This is a genomic window from Brevibacterium sp. FME17, assembly GCF_014897515.1.
Taxonomy (GTDB): domain Bacteria; phylum Actinomycetota; class Actinomycetes; order Actinomycetales; family Brevibacteriaceae; genus Brevibacterium.
Genome location: NZ_JABUYD010000004.1, coordinates 153,000 through 169,542, shown reverse-complemented (window position 1 = coordinate 169,542; position 16,543 = coordinate 153,000). Strand labels below are relative to the sequence as shown.

The window sequence follows — 16,543 nt, the reverse complement described above, 5'->3', positions numbered from 1 at the left end:
CTTCACAGGAACTCCACTCCCTGGGCCAGCGGCAGCTCACCGGAGTAGTTGACCGTGTTCGTGGCCTGCCGCATATAGGCCTTCCACGAATCGGTGCCGGACTCGCGGCCGCCCCCGGTCTCCTTCTCACCGCCGAAGGCCCCGCCGATCTCCGCACCGGAGGTGCCGATGTTGACGTTGGCGATCCCGCAGTCGGAGCGGGTCAGGAACTTCTCCGACTCGGCCAGCTCGGAGGTGAAGATCGCCGAGGACAGTCCCTGCGGCACCCCGTTGTGGATCTCGAGTGCCTCGTCGAGGTCGGAATAGGTGACGACGTAGAGGATGGGTGCGAAGGTCTCCGACTCCATCACCGAGGTCTGAGCGGGCATCCGCACGACAGCCGGCTCCACGTAGTGAGCGTCCGGTCGGTCATCATCGAGGACGCGTCCACCGCCGCAGAGCACGGTGCCGCCTTCCGACTCGGCCTGCTTCAGGGCCGCCTGCATCGCGTCGTAGGACCCCTCGTTGATGAGTGGTCCCACCAGCACACCGTCATCGGTGGGGGATCCGATGCTCAAGGTCTTGTAGGCGGCGACGATCTTGTCCACGAAGTCATCGGCAATCGACTCGTGGACGATGAGGCGGCGCAGGGTAGTGCACCGCTGACCGGCCGTGCCGGCGGCCGCGAACACGACACCGCGCAGGGCCAGATCGATGTCCGCGCTCGGAGCCACGATCGCACCATTGTTGCCGCCGAGTTCCAACAGCACTCGACCGAAGCGCTCGGCCACGACCGGACCGACCTCACGCCCCATGCGCACCGAGCCGGTGGCCGAGACCAGGGCCACACGCTCGTCGCGGACCATGGCATCACCGATGTCCCTACCACCGACCAGGACAGGGACAAGTCCCTCCGGAGCCCCCACCTCGGCGGCGGCACGGGCCAGCAGGGATTGGGCGCCGAGGGCGGCGAGCACAGCATTCTCCGAAGGCTTCCACACCACTGCGTCACCGGCGACCAGAGCCAGTGCAGTGTTCCAGGAATACACGGCGACGGGGAAGTTGAAGGCGGAGATGACTCCGACGACACCGAGCGGATGCCAGGTCTCCATAAGCCTGTGACCGGGACGTTCGCTGGGCATCGTCTTGCCCCACAGCTGCCGGGACTGGCCCAGGGCGAACTCGCAGATGTCGATCATCTCCTGCACCTCACCGGCGGCCTCGGACGGGGTCTTGCCCGCCTCGACGGTGATGATCTTCGCAAGATCCTCCTTATGCTCGCCCAGCAGCTGTCCCCAGCGCTGCACCAGCTGACCGCGCACGGGCGCGGGAACGTCACGCCAGGTGGAGAATGCCTCGGCGGCCGCGGCGATCTTCTCCGACGCGGACTCCTTGGTGTCCGCTGCCAGGGTGCCCAGGCTCTGTCCGGTGATGGGGGAGCGGGCAGGCAGGCTCGCCGCGGCATTGGTGCCGCCGCTGAGCGTGGAGGCGTCGACCCCGCAGGCCTTGAGGCCGGATGTGAGCAGGTCGGTGATGGTTTGGTCGGTGGGCAATGCGGTCATTGCTGTCCTTTCGCTGGTGCTCGTGATGAGCGGGAATCTGATGTTGGGAATGAGTCAGGGGCGATGGGAGTGGGGGGGAAGGGGCGTCAGACGATATTGAGCTCCTTGCGCAGACCCGAGGTGGCAAAGCGCCGTTTGTCCAGCCCGGAGACGTCGACGAAGGGCTGGTGCCCCGTCATGAGATCGGCGACGACGTCTCCGACCGCCGGGCCCATGAGGAACCCGTGTCCGGAGAACCCGCAGGCGTAGAAGAAGCCGGAGAGCTCCTCGGCCTCCCCGATGAGGGCATTGTGATCGGGGGTCATCTCATAGAGTCCAGCCCAGCCGCGTTTGGCCTCGACATCGCCGAGGCCCGGTGCCCGAGTCTCGATGAGCTCGGCCAGCGTGGGCAGCCAGTCCGGGCTGCGCTTGTCGTCGAACTCCCACACATCCGCCTCGTCCGGGCATCCGAAGAGCAGGCCAGGGCCTTCCGGATGGACGTAGAAGCTCGTGGAGAAGTCGATTGTGAAGGGCATCCGCGCCAGGTCGATGCCCAGGGCAGCCTCATCCACGGGTTCGCTGACCATGATCTCCCGGCGCAGGGGCCGCACCGGCAGATCCACACCCGCGGCCTCTCCGATGAGCCCGGACCAGGCGCCGGCGGCACAGACTGCCTGTGCGCATTCGATTCTGCCCTTGCTCGTGATCACCGCGGTGACCCTGCGCTCGCCACTCGTAGCATCACCGGTGGACTCAAACCCGGTCACCTCGCAGTTCTTCAGCACCTGCACGCCCAGATCCCGTGCGGCGTTGATGTATCCGGACACCACGGCCTCCGGCGTGCAGTGACCATCATCGGGATTGAAGGCACCGGCGACCAGCCCGTCGGTATCGATGTACGGGGCCAGTTCGGTCACCTCGGCGACGCTGAGCATCTGGGAATCCAATCCCATGCGCTGCTGCAGGCCGACGTTGGCGGCGAAGGCCTCGGCGTCCGCGGCTGAATCGAGGAGGAACAGGTACCCGTTGCTGACCAGGTCGATGTCGATGCCGAACTCGGCTTCGAAGTTGCGCAGCGCTTCGAGGCTGCGCGTGGCCAAAGCGATGTTGACCTCATCGGAGAACTGGCAGCGGACCCCGCCGGCGGCCTTCGATGTCGAACCCGAACCGGGAGTGTCCCGCTCGACGAGAACGATGTCGTCGACGCCATTCTTGGCTCGGTGATAGGCGATGGATGCTCCCATGACTCCGGCGCCGATGATGACCACCTCGGCGCTGCCCGGGGCTGCTGATGTGCTCTCCAACTTCCACCTCTTTCTTCTCCTGCCGCGATGACCGTCCTTGGCCCTCGCAGCAGTGGGGAATGCCGACATCGATGTCGGCAGATTGCGGCTCACTGCCAATTGTGGTTCCCGCCACGTTTAAGGACAAGAGTGAGTTCATGAAAACTGTTTTTAGATAATCTTAAAAGAGCTAGGATGTGGCCATGGCATGGACTTTGGGACAGCTGCGCACCTTCGTCACCGTGGTCGAACTCGGGTCGATGACCAGGGCAGCAGAGCAGTTGGGCTACAGCATCGGTGCGGTCTCCCAGCACATGAGTGCTCTGCGCCGAGCCGTCGGTTCCGAACTCTTCCTCCGCCGAGGCAGGGGAATGGTCCTGGCCGAGGCCGGTCGAACGCTGCTCCCGCGCGCCCGAAGCATCCTCGCTGCCCAGAAGCAGGCCGAGATGGCGATGCTGGGCAGGGACTTCCGCAGCGAAGCCATCGTGACTCTCGGAGTCTTCGGATCGGCATCGACGAGAGCACTGCCGTCGATCGTCAGAGCACTCGGCGAGCTCCACCCGCACATCGAAGTTCGAGCCCGCGAGATCAACGTCGAGACCATGTCCTCAGCGGTCATCGACGGGGCCATCGACCTAGGGATCGGCATCAACTATCCGGCCGTGCCCCTGCCGCCCATGCGCGGCCTGAGCTGGACGACCGTGGCCAGTGAGGACTTCGGCATCGTCGTACCAGCCGGCTCAACTCCACCCGCCGGCGAAGAGTTGGCCGAGGCCGATTGGATCCTGCCCCCGGCCGAAGCGCTCTTCGGCCGAGCGATGCGACTGGCCACCGCGGCGATGGGCATTGCCGCGAAGGAGACCCACATCGTCACCGACACCGCGGTCGCGCTCGCGCTGGCCGGCACGGGTCTCGGGCTGACGCTGGCAACACCGATCATGATGTCCTTGGGCGGGTCCGATGTGGATCTTCATCCCATCGCCGAGGCGGGCGGCAGGGAGATCATCGTCCTGACCTCCCCGGCCCCGGCAGGCCCGGTTGCCGCAGTCGCCGAGGTGGTGGCCGAGGTCTTTCGTCCTAGGATGGGGCCATGAGCTTCGATCATCAGTGGAACCGTATCCGTGAGACCAATCCCGATCACTCCGCGAACTATGCGCAGCGGTGGCGCACTCTCGCCGCTGCCGGTCACGACATCGGGGGAGAGTCGAGGTTCGTCAATGCGATGGCACCGCGTGGTGCGCGCATCCTCGACGCCGGCTGCGGAACCGGTCGTGCAGGGGGCCTGCTCTTAGGCGAAGGGCACAGCGTCTACGGAGTCGACCTCGACGAGTTCCTCATCGCAGTCGCCGAAGAGGACTTCCCGAGCGGTGAATGGCACACCGGCGACTTAGCCGAATTCGACTTCGCAGATGCCGGCATCAACGATATCGACGTGGCGTTCTGCGCCGGCAACGTCCTGTCCTTCCTCGATCCCGCCTCACGTCGCCAGACCCTGTCGAACATCAGATCGACGCTGAAGCCCGGTGGACGCTTCGTCGCAGGATTCGGGGCCGGCCGCGGCTACGACTTCGCAGACTTCATCGACGATGTGAAGTCGACCGGGATGCTCGTCAGCCTCAAGCTGTCCACCTGGGAACTCCACCCCTATGAACCCGACAGCGATTTCCTCGTCCTCATCGCCGAACGCGTGTGAACTCGGGCTCTCAAATGAGCAATCGCGCCTATGAAGAAGAGCTGCTCGCCGCCATCTACGACGACGACAATCCGGATGGACCCGACCACGACTACTTCCGCGAACTCGCACTGGAGCTGTCGGCGACTCGCATCACAGATCTGGGGTGCGGCACAGGAATCCTGACCGCGACAGTGACCGAGCCGGGGCGCACCGTCGTCGGAATTGACCCTGCCGCGGCAATGCTTGAACGTGCCGCGGCGCGCCCCGGAGGCGACACGGTGGAATGGCGTCTTGGAACGTCTGCACTGATTGAGCCCGATTCCAGCGACCTCATCGTGATGAGCGGAAATGTCGCGATGCACATCCTCGGCGATGCCTGGACTGCCACCCTGCGCGATATTAGTCGAGGACTGCGCAGAGGTGGTGTCCTGGCCTTCGAAGCTCGCAACCCGCTGGCTCAGGCGTGGAGAAATTGGAACAGGCCAGCTCAGATTCGGGAGACCGCAGCCGGGTCGCTGCGAGAGAAAACGACCACCTCGGAGCCGGACGACGAGGGCATCATCACCATGGACAGTGTCAACGAATTCCGCGATGCCGACCAGGTGATCAGCGTCAGCCAGCGACTGCAGTTTCGAACCTTCGAGACTCTTCGTGACGACCTGAGCGCGGCTGGTATGAGAGTGCGCGACAGCTGGCAGAACTGGGATCGCACACCGTTCACCGGGTCCGCCGATGAGCCGCTGATGATCATTGAAGCTGTGAACGCCGACGATCTGCACACCTGAGAACTTCCCGTGCGGCTCTGGGGGTGCTCCACGGTGACTCTTGGAGCGTGGGCCGAAACATGATTGGCTGGTGGCGTCGGTTCGACACGGTCCGACGGAGTTCGCACAAATACAGGAGCGGTCAGCATGATTTTCATCGTTGTGAAGTACGACGTGAAGCCCGAAAGCGTCGAGAAGTTCCCCGAGGCCGTGCGTGCCTTCACCGAGGCAGTGCGACAGGAGCCCGGCAACCTGTGGTTCGAATGGTCGAAGAGCCTGGAGAAGGACAACGAGTTCGTGCTCATCGAAGCATTCACCGACGAAGGGGCAGAGCCTCACGTCAAGAGCGATCATTTCGCCGCCGGCCTCGAGGCCATGCGCCCGCATCTGGCGTCGACGCCGAAGATCATCTCCCGCAAGATCGACGGCGAAGGCTGGGACGAGATGGGTGAACTGCAGATCGACTGACCTGGCCCACCCGCAGCCAGCCAGCCTGCAAACGCGTCGACCCTGTTGCTTCATGGCGCGGTTGCTTAGACTTCACTCATGGCGACCAAAGCGATGAATGTGGCGGCAATCGAGCAGGCCCTCGGTGAGCCCTGGGCGGAGACCAGAGCCCGGCTCGAAGCGGCCGGAGGGGCGTCGGCGAGTCACAAGGAACTCGCCGACGCCCTCTACCCGCAGTTCGATGGAGTCGTAGAGAAACACGGCTGGTGGGTTCAGGGCGCGGTCGTCGCCTTTGAACAGGAGATCGGCAGGCGAGTGCCCGGCCAGCGGGCCGACGGCACCTTCGACGTCGCGGTCTCTCGCACCGTGACCGGTCAGCGTGATGACGTCATCACCCGATTCGCCTTCCTCATCGATGAGGGAACATTGGCAGGCCTGGCCCTCGACGGTGAGGCCCGGACTTCGAAGACGCCGAAGCGCTCCTTCTGGCGGGCGGACCTCGAGGACGGGACCAAGTTCGAGGCAGCGGCCGAACGGAAAGACGAGAACAGAACACTCCTCGTCCTCACCGTCTCCAAACTCCCCAGCGCCGAGAGGCTCGAGGAATGGCGGTCAGACCTGAAGGGTCTTCTCTCCCAGATCTAGTTCCCGCCGACGATCGGGTTCCAGGTTCCGAGCATGTGGGCAGCCACGATGGCAAGAGCACAGACTGCCAGAGACACCACCACCGCCAGACGGTCATCGGAGCCGAAGGTCGACGCTCGACGCCAGGTCCGCCCAGGACGGCCGAACGCACGGCCCTCCATCGCCATCGCCAAGGTGGTGCCGCGACGAATCGACTGCACCAGCAGCACGAAGATGCCGGCGAACAGACTGCGCGTGCGCCGGACGATCGAACCGCCGGCAATGCCCCTGGCCCGTCTGGCCATCGCCAGGGTCTGCCATTCGCTGACGAGCAGACCGAGCAGTCTGCTGGCTGCCAGCACCGAGACGACAACCACCTCGGGCAGACGCAGCCGCTGGACTAGCGCATCCGCTAAGTCACGGGGATCGATGGTCGAGGCGAGCACGATCAGTGGAATCGCCAGAGCCAGGGCGCGCAGGAAGATCGCTGTGGCAGCCTCCAACGAGCCAGTTGTCATCAGGATCGGACCGACGTCGATGACCACCTCACCAGTCTTCTCCGCCAAGATCGCCGTACCCCACGCGGCCAACAGCGCACCGAGAGGCAGGAACCACAGTCGTTTGAGAGCAGCCCGCAGATCGAGCCCCGTCGCCGGCAGCGCAAACAGGCAGAATCCGAGGACGACTCCCGCCGAGACCACATCGATGCTCAGCAGAGTCCCGACCATGAGGATGAGCGCCACAGCGATCTTCGTCAGCGGATTGCACCTGACCAGCGCCGTCCTGCGCACAAGCGGAATGAGCTGATCCGGATCATGAACTGCGACTGGTGACGGTGTTGGTGCACTCAATTCTCTCGCCCCTCCTGGGTGTCTCCAGCTCCGGATGTCTGCTTCTTGCGCTGAGCACCGCCGAGGACGACGCGTCTGGCCCCGATCGCTTCGAGGAAGGCATGATCGTGACTGATGGCGACCACCGTTGATCCGCGTGCGAGGACATCGAGGAACTGCCCGACCAGCCCTGCCCAGGTCAGGGCGTCCTGACCGAAGGTCGGCTCGTCGACGATGAGCAGCTGCGGGCGGGGAGCCATCATCGCCGCCACCGACAGTCGCCGCTTCTCACCACCGGAGAGCCCCTGCGGATGTGCATCAGCGAGACTTTCAAGGCCCAGCGCCTGCAGCAGTTCGGCGACACGCTCCTCAACCTGGACCGCTGACCATCCGGCCAGACGCGGACCCAGCGCCAGCTCCTCGGCGACGCTGGAGCGCAGGAACTGATGCTCAGGCTCCTGGAACACCATCCCAATGCGAGGAGCCAGGAATGCTGAGGGCCAGCGGAAGGGCCTGGCATGCTTGGCCCCGGAGCGTAGGGAACCCAACGCATTGACCTCGCCACCGAACTCGGGAATGAGGCCGGCCAGGGTCAGTGCCAGCGTTGATTTTCCGGCACCATTGGCGCCGATGATGCCCACTGCTTCACCTGTACGGATGGACAGATCGAGGCCAGCCGCGGCCGCAGCCTTCGCCCGCGGACGAGCAACGTCGAGTCGTTCGGTCCTGAGGACGAGGTCGCCGTCCGGCCTGGATTCGGTGCGCAACGGTCCCGCACGCCCAGGCACCCAGATTCCACACTCAATCAGCGCCTCTGCGAGTTCCGGATCACCGAAGACCAGCCTCGGCGGGCCTTGTGTGAGCAGACCATCTGGGCCCAGGACGATCACGGTGTCCACATGATCGAGCCACAGATCGACCCGGTGTTCGACGATGATCATCGTCGCCGAGGTGGCCGCCTGGGTGCCGAGGACAGCATCACGAACGGAGACGGCCGAGTCCGGATCGATGTTCGCAGTCGGCTCGTCGAGGATGATCACCTGCGGTGCCATGGCATGGATTCCGGCCAGCGCCAGCCGCTGCTTCTGACCTCCGGACAGGGCCGCGGTGGGATGGTCGTGGGGCAGATCGAGGCCCATGGCCGCCAGCGAAGTGGAGATCCGGTCTTCGATGACATCAGCGGGCAGCCCCAGATTCTCCATGCCGAAGGCGACATCGTCACCGACGCGGGAGAAGATCACCTGCGAATCGGGATCCTGCAGAACCAGCCCGGCATCACCTCGGCGAGGGTCGGGTGGCCGGTCACCGATGCGCAGCTGGCCGGTGGCCTCACCGGACTCGGCAGGCAGAACCCCGGCGATCGCATGTAAGAGAGTGGTCTTGCCGGCCCCGGAGGGACCGAGCAGAAGCACCTTCTCACCCGCATCGATGCTCAGATCGAGCGGGCCCACCGCAGGTTCGTCACGATCTGCATGGCGCCACGAAAACCCCTGGGCGCGAATCGGCAGAGCCATCAGCGCAGGCGGCCGGAGGCGAAGGAGGACAGTGCCCCGGTCTTCGCGATCGCACGGTAGGCGAACCACGCGCCGATGCCGGAGATGACGACGCCGGAGATGATTGCGCACACTGTGTAGGCCGCCTGGAAGCCGAACTGCCATTCGGCGTTGTACATGATGTTCTCGCTCACCGACATGAACGCGGCCGCCAGCAATCCGGCCAGGCTCGTGACCCACAGATTGAACTTCCGATAGCCGAAGGCGGCGAAGATGAGCTCGGCGCCGAGGCCCTGGACGAGCCCGGAGAGCAGGACGGTAGCTCCGAAGTGGGAACCGAGGACCGCTTCGACGATGGCGGCGATCAGCTCGCACAGAAGGGCGGCACCTGGTTTGCGGATGATGGCCCCGGCCAGCGGACCGGCGAGAACCCACAGGCCGGCGATGAGGCCGATCGAGGGTGGAAAGGCCTGGAACCCGAGTTCGAGGACCTTCCAACTCAGGGCCAAGACCCAGAAGATGAGTCCGACGCCGATTCCGAGCACAGCGGTGACGACGTAGTCGACGACCCTCCACTGCTTCGACGCCGGTGCTTGGGAATAGGCTCGTGCGGTCTTCGCAGTGGATTGCGGCGCGGTAGTTTCTGGCATTGTGCCTCCTCATATCAAGGAGGGGTAGAAGAGTCTCGACTTCCTTCGGCGGTGCTAGCCGCATCAGGTTCGAGGGTCTGCAGCTTCATCTGCACTCTCAGCACCCATTTCGGCGCTCCCCTGTCGTGGCAACCACTGTACAGCAGGTAGGACGGGACTCAGCTCGGGACGACCATGACCGGACCCTCGGCATGGTGGAGGACTCTGCGTGAGGTGGAACCCAGAATGGCGCTTCGGATTGCTCCGCGGCCGCGAGTGCCCAGGACGGTCAGCTGCGCGGTCCGCGAGGCTTCGCCGAGCACCTCTGCAGGATCTCCGGTCGGCACCGTTGCACTCACTCGCAGATCGGTGAACTGCTGTGTCACCGTCGCGACCTCGGTCTCAAGCGCGGTCTCGAGCTCCAATCTTCTTCGGCCGGTGACCTCGGAGCTCAGCTCGAGCTCGGGATACCAGTAGAGCCATTCATCTCCAGAGGGCAGGACGGAGACGATCTCGAGGGCTGCTCCTCGTGAAGCAGCCACCTCGGCTGCGCTGAACATGGCCATCCGGCCGAACTCGGAGCCATCGACGGCGACGACGACCGCACCTGAATTCGAATCTGAGTGGTGGCCGGGAATGACTATCGTCGGGCAGTGCGAGTGCGCGGGCAGAGCCGTGGACACCGAACCGAGGATCCGTCCCATGAACCCGCCGCGACCGCGTGACCCCACGACAACCGTCCGGGCGTGAGCGCTCAGGTCTCGCAGGACGCCGGCGGCATCGCCTTCTTGGGCGCGGTAGGAGACAGGGCCCGGGTGGGCGCTCAGCTGCTCGGCCGCCTCGGTGAGGGTCTTCTCGACTCCTCGGTGCGCAGCTTCGAGCTCATTGTGCTCTGGCATGGACGCAATGTTCGGATAGATCATCGTGGGCACGGTGTAGGCGGAGACCACGGTGAGCGCGATGCGGCGGCGGGCGGCTTCGGCTGCTCCGTATTCGAGTGCGCGTACGGCGAGTTCTGAGCCGTCGTATCCGACGAGGATTCCGAGTTTCGTCGATGTCTGTTCAGGTGAGAGCTTCTCGGCAGTCATAGCAGACCTCCCAAAGGGGGCCGACGCTACCCTGACGAGGACGATGGCCCCGATCATCAGAACCGTTCTGGTCAGGACTATTCTACCAAGATTCTTCTACGGAATGTAGAGGAAAGCCTCAGATCGCGAAGCCCATATGGGCAAGCGCGTAGCGGAGGATGTGCTCCTGTCCGTGGCACATCTCGCCGACGATATCGGAGCGCAGAGTCTCTTCCGGGGTCAGCCAGTCGAGGCTCAGTGCATCGGCGCGGGGAGTGCACTCACCGCGGACTTCGAGGATGAAGCACATCGAGATCGCATGTTGGCGAGGGTCGTGGAGGAGCGAGGATCCCTCGGTGGGGAAGTACTCGGCGATGTGGAAGGGTGCGATCGCGGGCGGAATCACCGGCAGCGCCATCGGGCCGAGGTCGTTCTCCGCGTGGCGCATCAGCGCCGCACGGATGCTCTCATGAAAGCGAATGCGTCCGCCGACGACCTCTCGGCCCAGGGTTCCGTCGTCCAGGCTGCGCAGCAGCAGCCCGATCCGTTCGACGTCTCCGGACTCGCCCACCCGGACAGGGATCGCGTTGACATAGGGGATGGGCAGTCGCCGTCGCAGCTGAGCGAACTCGGCATCATCGAACCAGTTCTCGTCGAAGTCCAGAGCAGTGCGCGTCATGGCTCAATTGTGTCACAGTTCACCGGCGCGCTCGAGAGTTCCGATGGGTGGGACCGGGTGGTGGTTCTTCGTTGGAGTCGGGTAAAGTATCTTGATGTCGAGATAAAATTCTGGCCAGACCGTGACAGTGAAGTGACGTAGCCTACAGTTGTGTCAGCCACTGACAGACCTGAACGGTCAAGGATGTTTGAAGGGGTTAACCATGATCAATCATGAAGTCCGTACGCACAAGAGCTCAGAGAACCTGGCTCGCGAAGACCAACTCGCCTGGAAGATCGCCGAGGTCGCATCAGACCCGACTCCAGTGGATTCAGAGGTCACCGAAATGGTGATCAACCGCGTCATCGACAACGCCTCGGTGGCCGCAGCCTCGGTGCGCCGCTCGGCTCCGCTGCACGCACGCGAACAGGCGCAGACCCACCCGTACTCACCTGGTGCCACCGTCTTCGGTCTGCCCCTGGGTGAGCACTTCTCCCCGGAATGGGCAGCCTGGGCCAATGGAGTCGCCGTTCGTGAACTCGACTTCCATGACACCTTCCTCGCCGCCGAGTACTCACACCCCGGCGACAACATTCCACCGGTTCTCGCAGTCGCCCAGCACAAGGGCATCAGCGGCAAGGACCTCATCAACGGCATCGCGACCGGATACGAGATCCAGGTCGACCTGGTCAAGGGAATGTGCCTGCACGAGCACAAGATCGACCACGTCGCCCACCTCGGCCCATCTGCGGCTGCCGGTATCGGCGCCATGCTCGGCCTCGACACCGAGGTCACCTTCCAGGCGATCCAGCAGGCGCTGCACGTGACCACCGCGACCCGTCAGTCCCGCAAGGGCGAGATCTCGTCGTGGAAGGCACACGCCCCCGCATTCGCCGGCAAGATGGCTGTCGAATCAGTCGACCGTGCCATGCGCGGTGAGGGCGCACCCAACCCGATCTACGAAGGTGAAGACGGCTTCATCGCCTGGATCCTCTCCGGACCCGAGGCTCGATACACCATCCCTCTGCCAGGTGCAGGCGAAGCCAAGCGCGCGATCCTCGACACCTACACCAAGGAGCACTCGGCCGAGTACCAGGCGCAGGCGCTCATCGACCTCGCCCGCAAGCTCGGTGGCGAGATCGAGGATCTGAGCAAGATCAAGCGCATCGTCATCCACACCTCGCACCACACGCACAACGTCATCGGCACCGGCGCGAACGATCCGCAGAAGATGGATCCCAAGGCCAGCCGCGAGACCCTTGACCACTCGATCATGTACATCTTCGCTGTGGCTATGGAAGACCAGGGCTGGCACCACGAGCACTCCTACGCTCCCGAGCGTGCCGGACGTCCCGAAACGGTCCAGCTGTGGCACAAGATCGAGACCACCGAAGACAAGGAATGGACTCGCCGCTACCACTCGATCGATCCCAATGAGAAGGCCTTCGGCGGCCGCGTGGAGATCGAATTCGAAGACGGTTCGACTCTCGTCGACGAGATCGCAGTGGCCGACGCGCACCCCTTCGGTGCTCGTCCCTTCGCCCGCGCGAACTACGTCGAGAAGTTCAAGACCCTGTCCGAAGGCGTCCTCACCGGTGCCGAACAGACTCGCTTCCTCGACCTGGCCGAGAACCTCGAGAACCTCGACGCCAAGGGCGTGGCTGAGCTCAGCTTCACCGTTGACGGACTCGAGCACACCGGTTCGAAGGGCATCTTCTGATGTTGGGGGCAACCGCAACCCCGGCCGAGCGTCGGAAGAAGTTCCGTGAGCTCCTCGCCGGTGACCAGATCGTCCAGTTCCCCGGAGCCATCAACCCGATCAACGCTCAGATCATCGAGCAGACCGGGTTCGAGGGTGTCTACATCTCCGGCGGTGCCTTCTCCGCAGCCATGGGCCTGCCCGATATCGGACTCACCACGCTCACCGAGGTGGCCGATCACGGACGCAACATCGCCCGGGTGACGAACCTGCCGACCTTCATCGACGCCGACACCGGCTGGGGCGAGGCCATGAACGTGGCGCGCACCATCCAGGAATTCGAAGACGCCGGAATCTCGGGGATGCACCTCGAGGATCAGGTGAACCCGAAGCGCTGCGGCCACCTCGACGGCAAAGAGGTTGTCACCGCTGCCGAGATGTCCAAACGCATCGCCGCTGCGGTCAAGGGGCGCCGGGACGAGAACTTCGTCATCAGCGCCCGCACCGACTCCCGCGCAGGCGAAGGTCTCGACGCGGCGATCGATCGCGCGAAGGCCTATGTCGACGCGGGTGCGGACCTGATCTTCCCCGAAGCCATGCGCGATCTCGGCGAATTCGAGAAATTCGCAAGCAGCGTGGATGTTCCGATTTTGGCGAACATGACAGAATTCGGAAAGAGCGAACTGTTCACGACCGAGCAGTTGGCGAACGTCGGAGTGAAAATCGTGATCTACCCGGTCACAACTCTGCGTCTCGCCATGGGTGCGATCAAATCGGGCCTGCAGACCATTCGCGACCAGGGCACCCAGGTGGACCTGCTCGAGGGAATGCAGACTCGTGCGGACCTGTACGACACGATCGACTACGCTGCGTACAACGATTTTGATGCAGCCGTATTCAACTTTTCACAGGAGGGTCACAAGTGACCGAAGAAATCAAGAAGGGCCTCGCCGGCGTCGTCGTCGACACCACGGCCGTTTCGAAGGTAGTCCAGGAAACGAACTCGCTCACCTACCGCGGGTACCCCGTGCAGGAACTCGCTGCACAGCGCAACTTCGAAGACGTCGCCTACCTGATCTGGAACGGTGAACTTCCGAACCAGGCTCAGCTCGACGAGTTCAAGGCCCGCGAGCGTTCACAGCGCAAGATCGACGACAAGCTGATCCAGCTCATCCTCGATCTGCCCAAGGACTGCCACCCGATGCACGTGGTGCAGACGGCAGTGTCCTACCTCGGTGCCGTCGACCCTGAAGCAGACGTCGAAGGTGAAGAGGCCAACTTGGCCAAGGCCGAGCGTCTCTACGCGCAGCTGCCCACGATTGTGGCCGTCGACCACCGTCGCCGTCACGGCCTGGACCCGGTCGCTCCGACCGAGGACCTCGACTACGCCGCGAACTTCTTCAAGATGGTCTTCGACGAGGTTCCCGACGAAGCGGTCTTGCGCTGCTTCGACATCTCGATGATCCTCTACGCAGAGCACTCGTTCAACGCCTCGACGTTCACCACCCGCGTCATCACCTCGACTACGGCCGACCTGTATTCGGCAGTCGCCGGTGGCGTCGGCGCCCTCAAGGGCCCCCTGCACGGTGGCGCCAATGAGGCAGTCATGGCGATGCTCGAAGAGGTCGGCACCGCCGATAAAGCTGCGGAATGGATCGACAATGCTCTGGCCAACAAGGCCAAGATCATGGGCTTCGGTCACCGTGTCTACAAGAACGGCGACTCGCGCGTGCCGACCATGCGCAAGGCCTTCGAGAACATGGTCGCGGCCAAGGGCGCAACCGATCTCCTCGACCTCTACAACGCATTCGAAGAGGACTTCGTCGGACGCAAGGGCATCTACCCGAACCTCGACTACCCCTCAGGTCCGGCGTACCACCTGATGGGCTTCGACACCGATCAGTTCACACCCATGTTCGTCATGGCCCGCATCACCGGCTGGACCGCTCACATCATGGAGCAGCAGGCCAACAACGCTCTGATCCGTCCGCTGAGCGCCTACGACGGTCACGATCAGCGCGAGGTTCCCGAAAACCGGGGCTGAATCGCTACAGCTGAAAGGCTACGCACATGACCGTTGACGGCACATACCGTCCGGTCGATCTCGAGGGTTTCGACTTCACCGTCGCAGGTGGAGTCGGAACCCTCGTCATTGATCGGCCCGAAAAACGCAACGCTATCTCCCGTCCGATGTGGCGGGCGCTGCCTGACATCATCGCCGGCATCGATGCCGACGACTCCATCGGGGCGCTGGTGATCACAGGTGCGGCCGGGCATTTCTCCGCCGGGTCCGACATCGCAGACCTGAACGTCGCCCTCGCCGACTTCTGGGAACTCAATTCGACCGCCGAGGCGGCCGTTGCCAATTCCCGGACGACGACGATCGCTGCCATCACCGGCAACTGCGTGGGAGGCGGCACCGAGATCGCGGCAGCCTGCGACATCCGCATCGCCGCCCCCGGTTCGATCTTCGGTGTCACAGCCGCGAAGCTCGGCCTCGTCTACCCACCGGGACCGACACGTCGCCTGGCCACCGTGCTCGGAGACTCCTGGGCCAGGTACCTGCTGGTCACCGCCTCGATCATCACGTTCGAGACGATGCGCGAGCTCGGATTCTTCCATGAGGTCACCGAGACTCCGCTGGCCGCAGCACAGACGATGGGCGAGAAGATCGTCGGACTCTCCCGACTGTCCCAGATCGGGTCGAAGGCGGTCCTGGCCGGCGAACTCGGAGAGACCGTCAACCCACCGCAGTGGCTCGACGAGGCGTACCGGGAGGAGATCGCCGCGGGACAGAAGGCGTTCTTCGCCAAACGCGCGCCCGAGTTCGGCTTCGCTGCAACGGATTGGTCAGCCGAGTGATATCTGGCGCTAAACTGATCGAATGCGCCTAGCAGTCCTCGATATCGGGTCCAACAGCGTCCACCTCCTCGTGGTCGACGCTCATGTCGGTGCCCCGCCCTTGCCGGCCACCTCCCACAAAGAGGTCCTGCGCCTCGCCGAGTACCTCGGTGATGACGGGATGATCGATGCCGTCGGTCAGCAGCGACTGCACAACTTCATCGCCGAGGCGGTGGAGATCGCCGAAGACCAAGGATCGGAGCAGATCCTGGCCTTCGCCACCTCGGCGATCAGGGACGCACCGAACGGTGCCGAAGTCATCGACGCGATCAATTCGCAGCTCGGCGTCACCCTCAACGTGATGTCGGGCAAGGACGAAGCCCGCGTGACGTTCCTCGCGATCAGACGCTGGTTCGGCTGGTCGGCAGGGAAGATCCTGCTGCTCGACATCGGCGGCGGCTCGCTCGAGATCGCCGCCGGCCAGGACGAATACCCCGAAGCAGCCGTGTCCGTGCCCCTGGGCGCAGGACGCACCTACTCCGACTTCCTCTCCGATCCTCTGCCCAGTGCCGAGGACATCCACAGTCTGCAGAAGTATGCCCGGTCGCAGATCGGGCGCATCGCAGGCAAGATCAACCGAGTGGGCACCTCCGACCAGGTGGTGGGCTCATCGAAGACATTCCGTTCGCTGGCACGGATCGCCGGTGCGGCGCCCAGCGGCGACGGCATCTACGCCCCACGCAAACTCTTCCGCCGCGACCTCGCCGGAATCATCGAGACGCTGTCGTCCCGGACGCCTGAAGAACGCGCCACGCTGCCCGGGGTCTCCCAGGCTCGGGCTGGTCAGATCCTCGCCGGCGCCATCGTCGCCGATGCAGCCTTCGCCATCTTCGACGTCAACGTCATGAGCATCTCCCCATGGGCACTGCGCGAAGGCATCATCATGCGCAAACTCGACCTGCTCGACTCCGCAGAGACCTCCTCGGCGATGCGAGTGGAACTGGTCTGAGCAC

At 64.1% G+C, this 16,543-nt stretch carries 17 protein-coding genes and 1 riboswitch; of the genes, 10 read left to right on the top strand and 7 right to left on the bottom strand.

All coding sequences use genetic code 11. The annotated features are described in order from the left end of the window. Positions 1 to 2 precede the first annotated feature (2 nt). The gene (locus INT40_RS06040; protein ID WP_193072235.1) at positions 3 to 1,541 is read right to left on the bottom strand and encodes an aldehyde dehydrogenase family protein; all 1,539 of its coding nucleotides are present in this window, start codon (positions 1,539 to 1,541) and stop codon (positions 3 to 5) included. An 86-nt stretch (positions 1,542 to 1,627) separates the two neighbouring features. Next, the gene (locus INT40_RS06035; protein ID WP_193095730.1) at positions 1,628 to 2,824 is read right to left on the bottom strand and encodes an NAD(P)/FAD-dependent oxidoreductase; all 1,197 of its coding nucleotides are present in this window, start codon (positions 2,822 to 2,824) and stop codon (positions 1,628 to 1,630) included. Between the two features lie 182 nt (positions 2,825 to 3,006). On the opposite strand from INT40_RS06035, the gene INT40_RS06030 reads away from it, so the two are divergent. The 5 genes from INT40_RS06030 to INT40_RS06010 all read left to right on the top strand — a co-directional run bounded on the left by INT40_RS06030 (position 3,007) and on the right by INT40_RS06010 (position 6,334). Next, positions 3,007 to 3,897 (top strand): LysR family transcriptional regulator, encoded by an 891-nt coding sequence (locus tag INT40_RS06030; RefSeq protein WP_193095729.1) that lies wholly within the window; start codon positions 3,007 to 3,009, stop codon positions 3,895 to 3,897. After that, entirely contained in the window at positions 3,894 to 4,496 is a 603-nt protein-coding gene (locus INT40_RS06025; RefSeq protein ID WP_193095728.1) for a class I SAM-dependent methyltransferase, read from the top strand. Before INT40_RS06030 ends, INT40_RS06025 begins: the two co-directional genes overlap by 4 nt. 14 nt (positions 4,497 to 4,510) lie before the next feature. Further along, on the top strand, positions 4,511 to 5,263 hold the full coding sequence (locus INT40_RS06020; RefSeq protein WP_193095727.1) for a class I SAM-dependent methyltransferase: 753 nt from the start codon (positions 4,511 to 4,513) through the stop codon (positions 5,261 to 5,263). Positions 5,264 to 5,389: 126 nt separating this feature from the next. Beyond that, on the top strand, positions 5,390 to 5,710 hold the full coding sequence (locus INT40_RS06015; RefSeq protein ID WP_101570562.1) for a putative quinol monooxygenase: 321 nt from the start codon (positions 5,390 to 5,392) through the stop codon (positions 5,708 to 5,710). Between the two features lie 78 nt (positions 5,711 to 5,788). Beyond that, complete coding sequence (locus tag INT40_RS06010) at positions 5,789 to 6,334, top strand: hypothetical protein (protein ID WP_193072220.1); 546 nt, start codon at positions 5,789 to 5,791, stop codon at positions 6,332 to 6,334. On the opposite strand, the gene INT40_RS06005 is transcribed toward INT40_RS06010, so the two are convergent. The 5 genes from INT40_RS06005 to INT40_RS05985 all read right to left on the bottom strand — a co-directional run bounded on the left by INT40_RS06005 (position 6,331) and on the right by INT40_RS05985 (position 11,011). Then, entirely contained in the window at positions 6,331 to 7,164 is an 834-nt protein-coding gene (locus INT40_RS06005; protein ID WP_193095726.1) for an energy-coupling factor transporter transmembrane component T family protein, read from the bottom strand. The genes INT40_RS06010 and INT40_RS06005 overlap by 4 nt on opposite strands. Further along, positions 7,161 to 8,657, bottom strand: coding sequence for an ABC transporter ATP-binding protein (locus INT40_RS06000; RefSeq protein ID WP_193095725.1), 1,497 nt, complete (start codon positions 8,655 to 8,657; stop codon positions 7,161 to 7,163). Before INT40_RS06000 ends, INT40_RS06005 begins: the two co-directional genes overlap by 4 nt. Then, positions 8,657 to 9,286 carry an ECF transporter S component gene (locus tag INT40_RS05995; RefSeq protein WP_101570555.1) on the bottom strand — a complete coding sequence of 210 codons (630 nt, stop codon included), beginning with the start codon at positions 9,284 to 9,286 and terminating at the stop codon, positions 8,657 to 8,659. Before INT40_RS05995 ends, INT40_RS06000 begins: the two co-directional genes overlap by 1 nt. A gap of 23 nt (positions 9,287 to 9,309) precedes the next feature. Then, positions 9,310 to 9,418: riboswitch (TPP riboswitch) on the bottom strand. 26 nt (positions 9,419 to 9,444) lie between these two features. Beyond that, positions 9,445 to 10,353 (bottom strand): universal stress protein, encoded by a 909-nt coding sequence (locus tag INT40_RS05990; protein ID WP_193072216.1) that lies wholly within the window; start codon positions 10,351 to 10,353, stop codon positions 9,445 to 9,447. 118 nt (positions 10,354 to 10,471) lie between these two features. Next, positions 10,472 to 11,011, bottom strand: a complete 540-nt coding sequence (locus tag INT40_RS05985) for a DUF4916 domain-containing protein (protein ID WP_096162138.1) — start codon at positions 11,009 to 11,011, stop codon at positions 10,472 to 10,474. Positions 11,012 to 11,213: 202 nt separating this feature from the next. Between INT40_RS05985 and INT40_RS05980 the strand changes: the two genes are divergently transcribed. The 5 genes from INT40_RS05980 to INT40_RS05960 are packed head-to-tail and all read left to right on the top strand — an operon-like array spanning position 11,214 to position 16,539. Beyond that, positions 11,214 to 12,710, top strand: coding sequence for an MmgE/PrpD family protein (locus tag INT40_RS05980; RefSeq protein WP_101570550.1), 1,497 nt, complete (start codon positions 11,214 to 11,216; stop codon positions 12,708 to 12,710). Then, positions 12,710 to 13,615, top strand: a complete 906-nt coding sequence (prpB, locus tag INT40_RS05975; protein ID WP_101570549.1) for a methylisocitrate lyase — start codon at positions 12,710 to 12,712, stop codon at positions 13,613 to 13,615. Before INT40_RS05980 ends, prpB begins: the two co-directional genes overlap by 1 nt. Next, complete coding sequence (locus INT40_RS05970) at positions 13,612 to 14,733, top strand: bifunctional 2-methylcitrate synthase/citrate synthase (protein WP_101570547.1); 1,122 nt, start codon at positions 13,612 to 13,614, stop codon at positions 14,731 to 14,733. Before prpB ends, INT40_RS05970 begins: the two co-directional genes overlap by 4 nt. A 26-nt stretch (positions 14,734 to 14,759) precedes the next feature. Continuing rightward, positions 14,760 to 15,551 (top strand): enoyl-CoA hydratase/isomerase family protein, encoded by a 792-nt coding sequence (locus INT40_RS05965; protein ID WP_101570545.1) that lies wholly within the window; start codon positions 14,760 to 14,762, stop codon positions 15,549 to 15,551. 22 nt (positions 15,552 to 15,573) lie between these two features. Next, on the top strand, positions 15,574 to 16,539 hold the full coding sequence (locus tag INT40_RS05960) for a Ppx/GppA phosphatase family protein (protein ID WP_193072212.1): 966 nt from the start codon (positions 15,574 to 15,576) through the stop codon (positions 16,537 to 16,539). Positions 16,540 to 16,543: the final 4 nt, after the last annotated feature.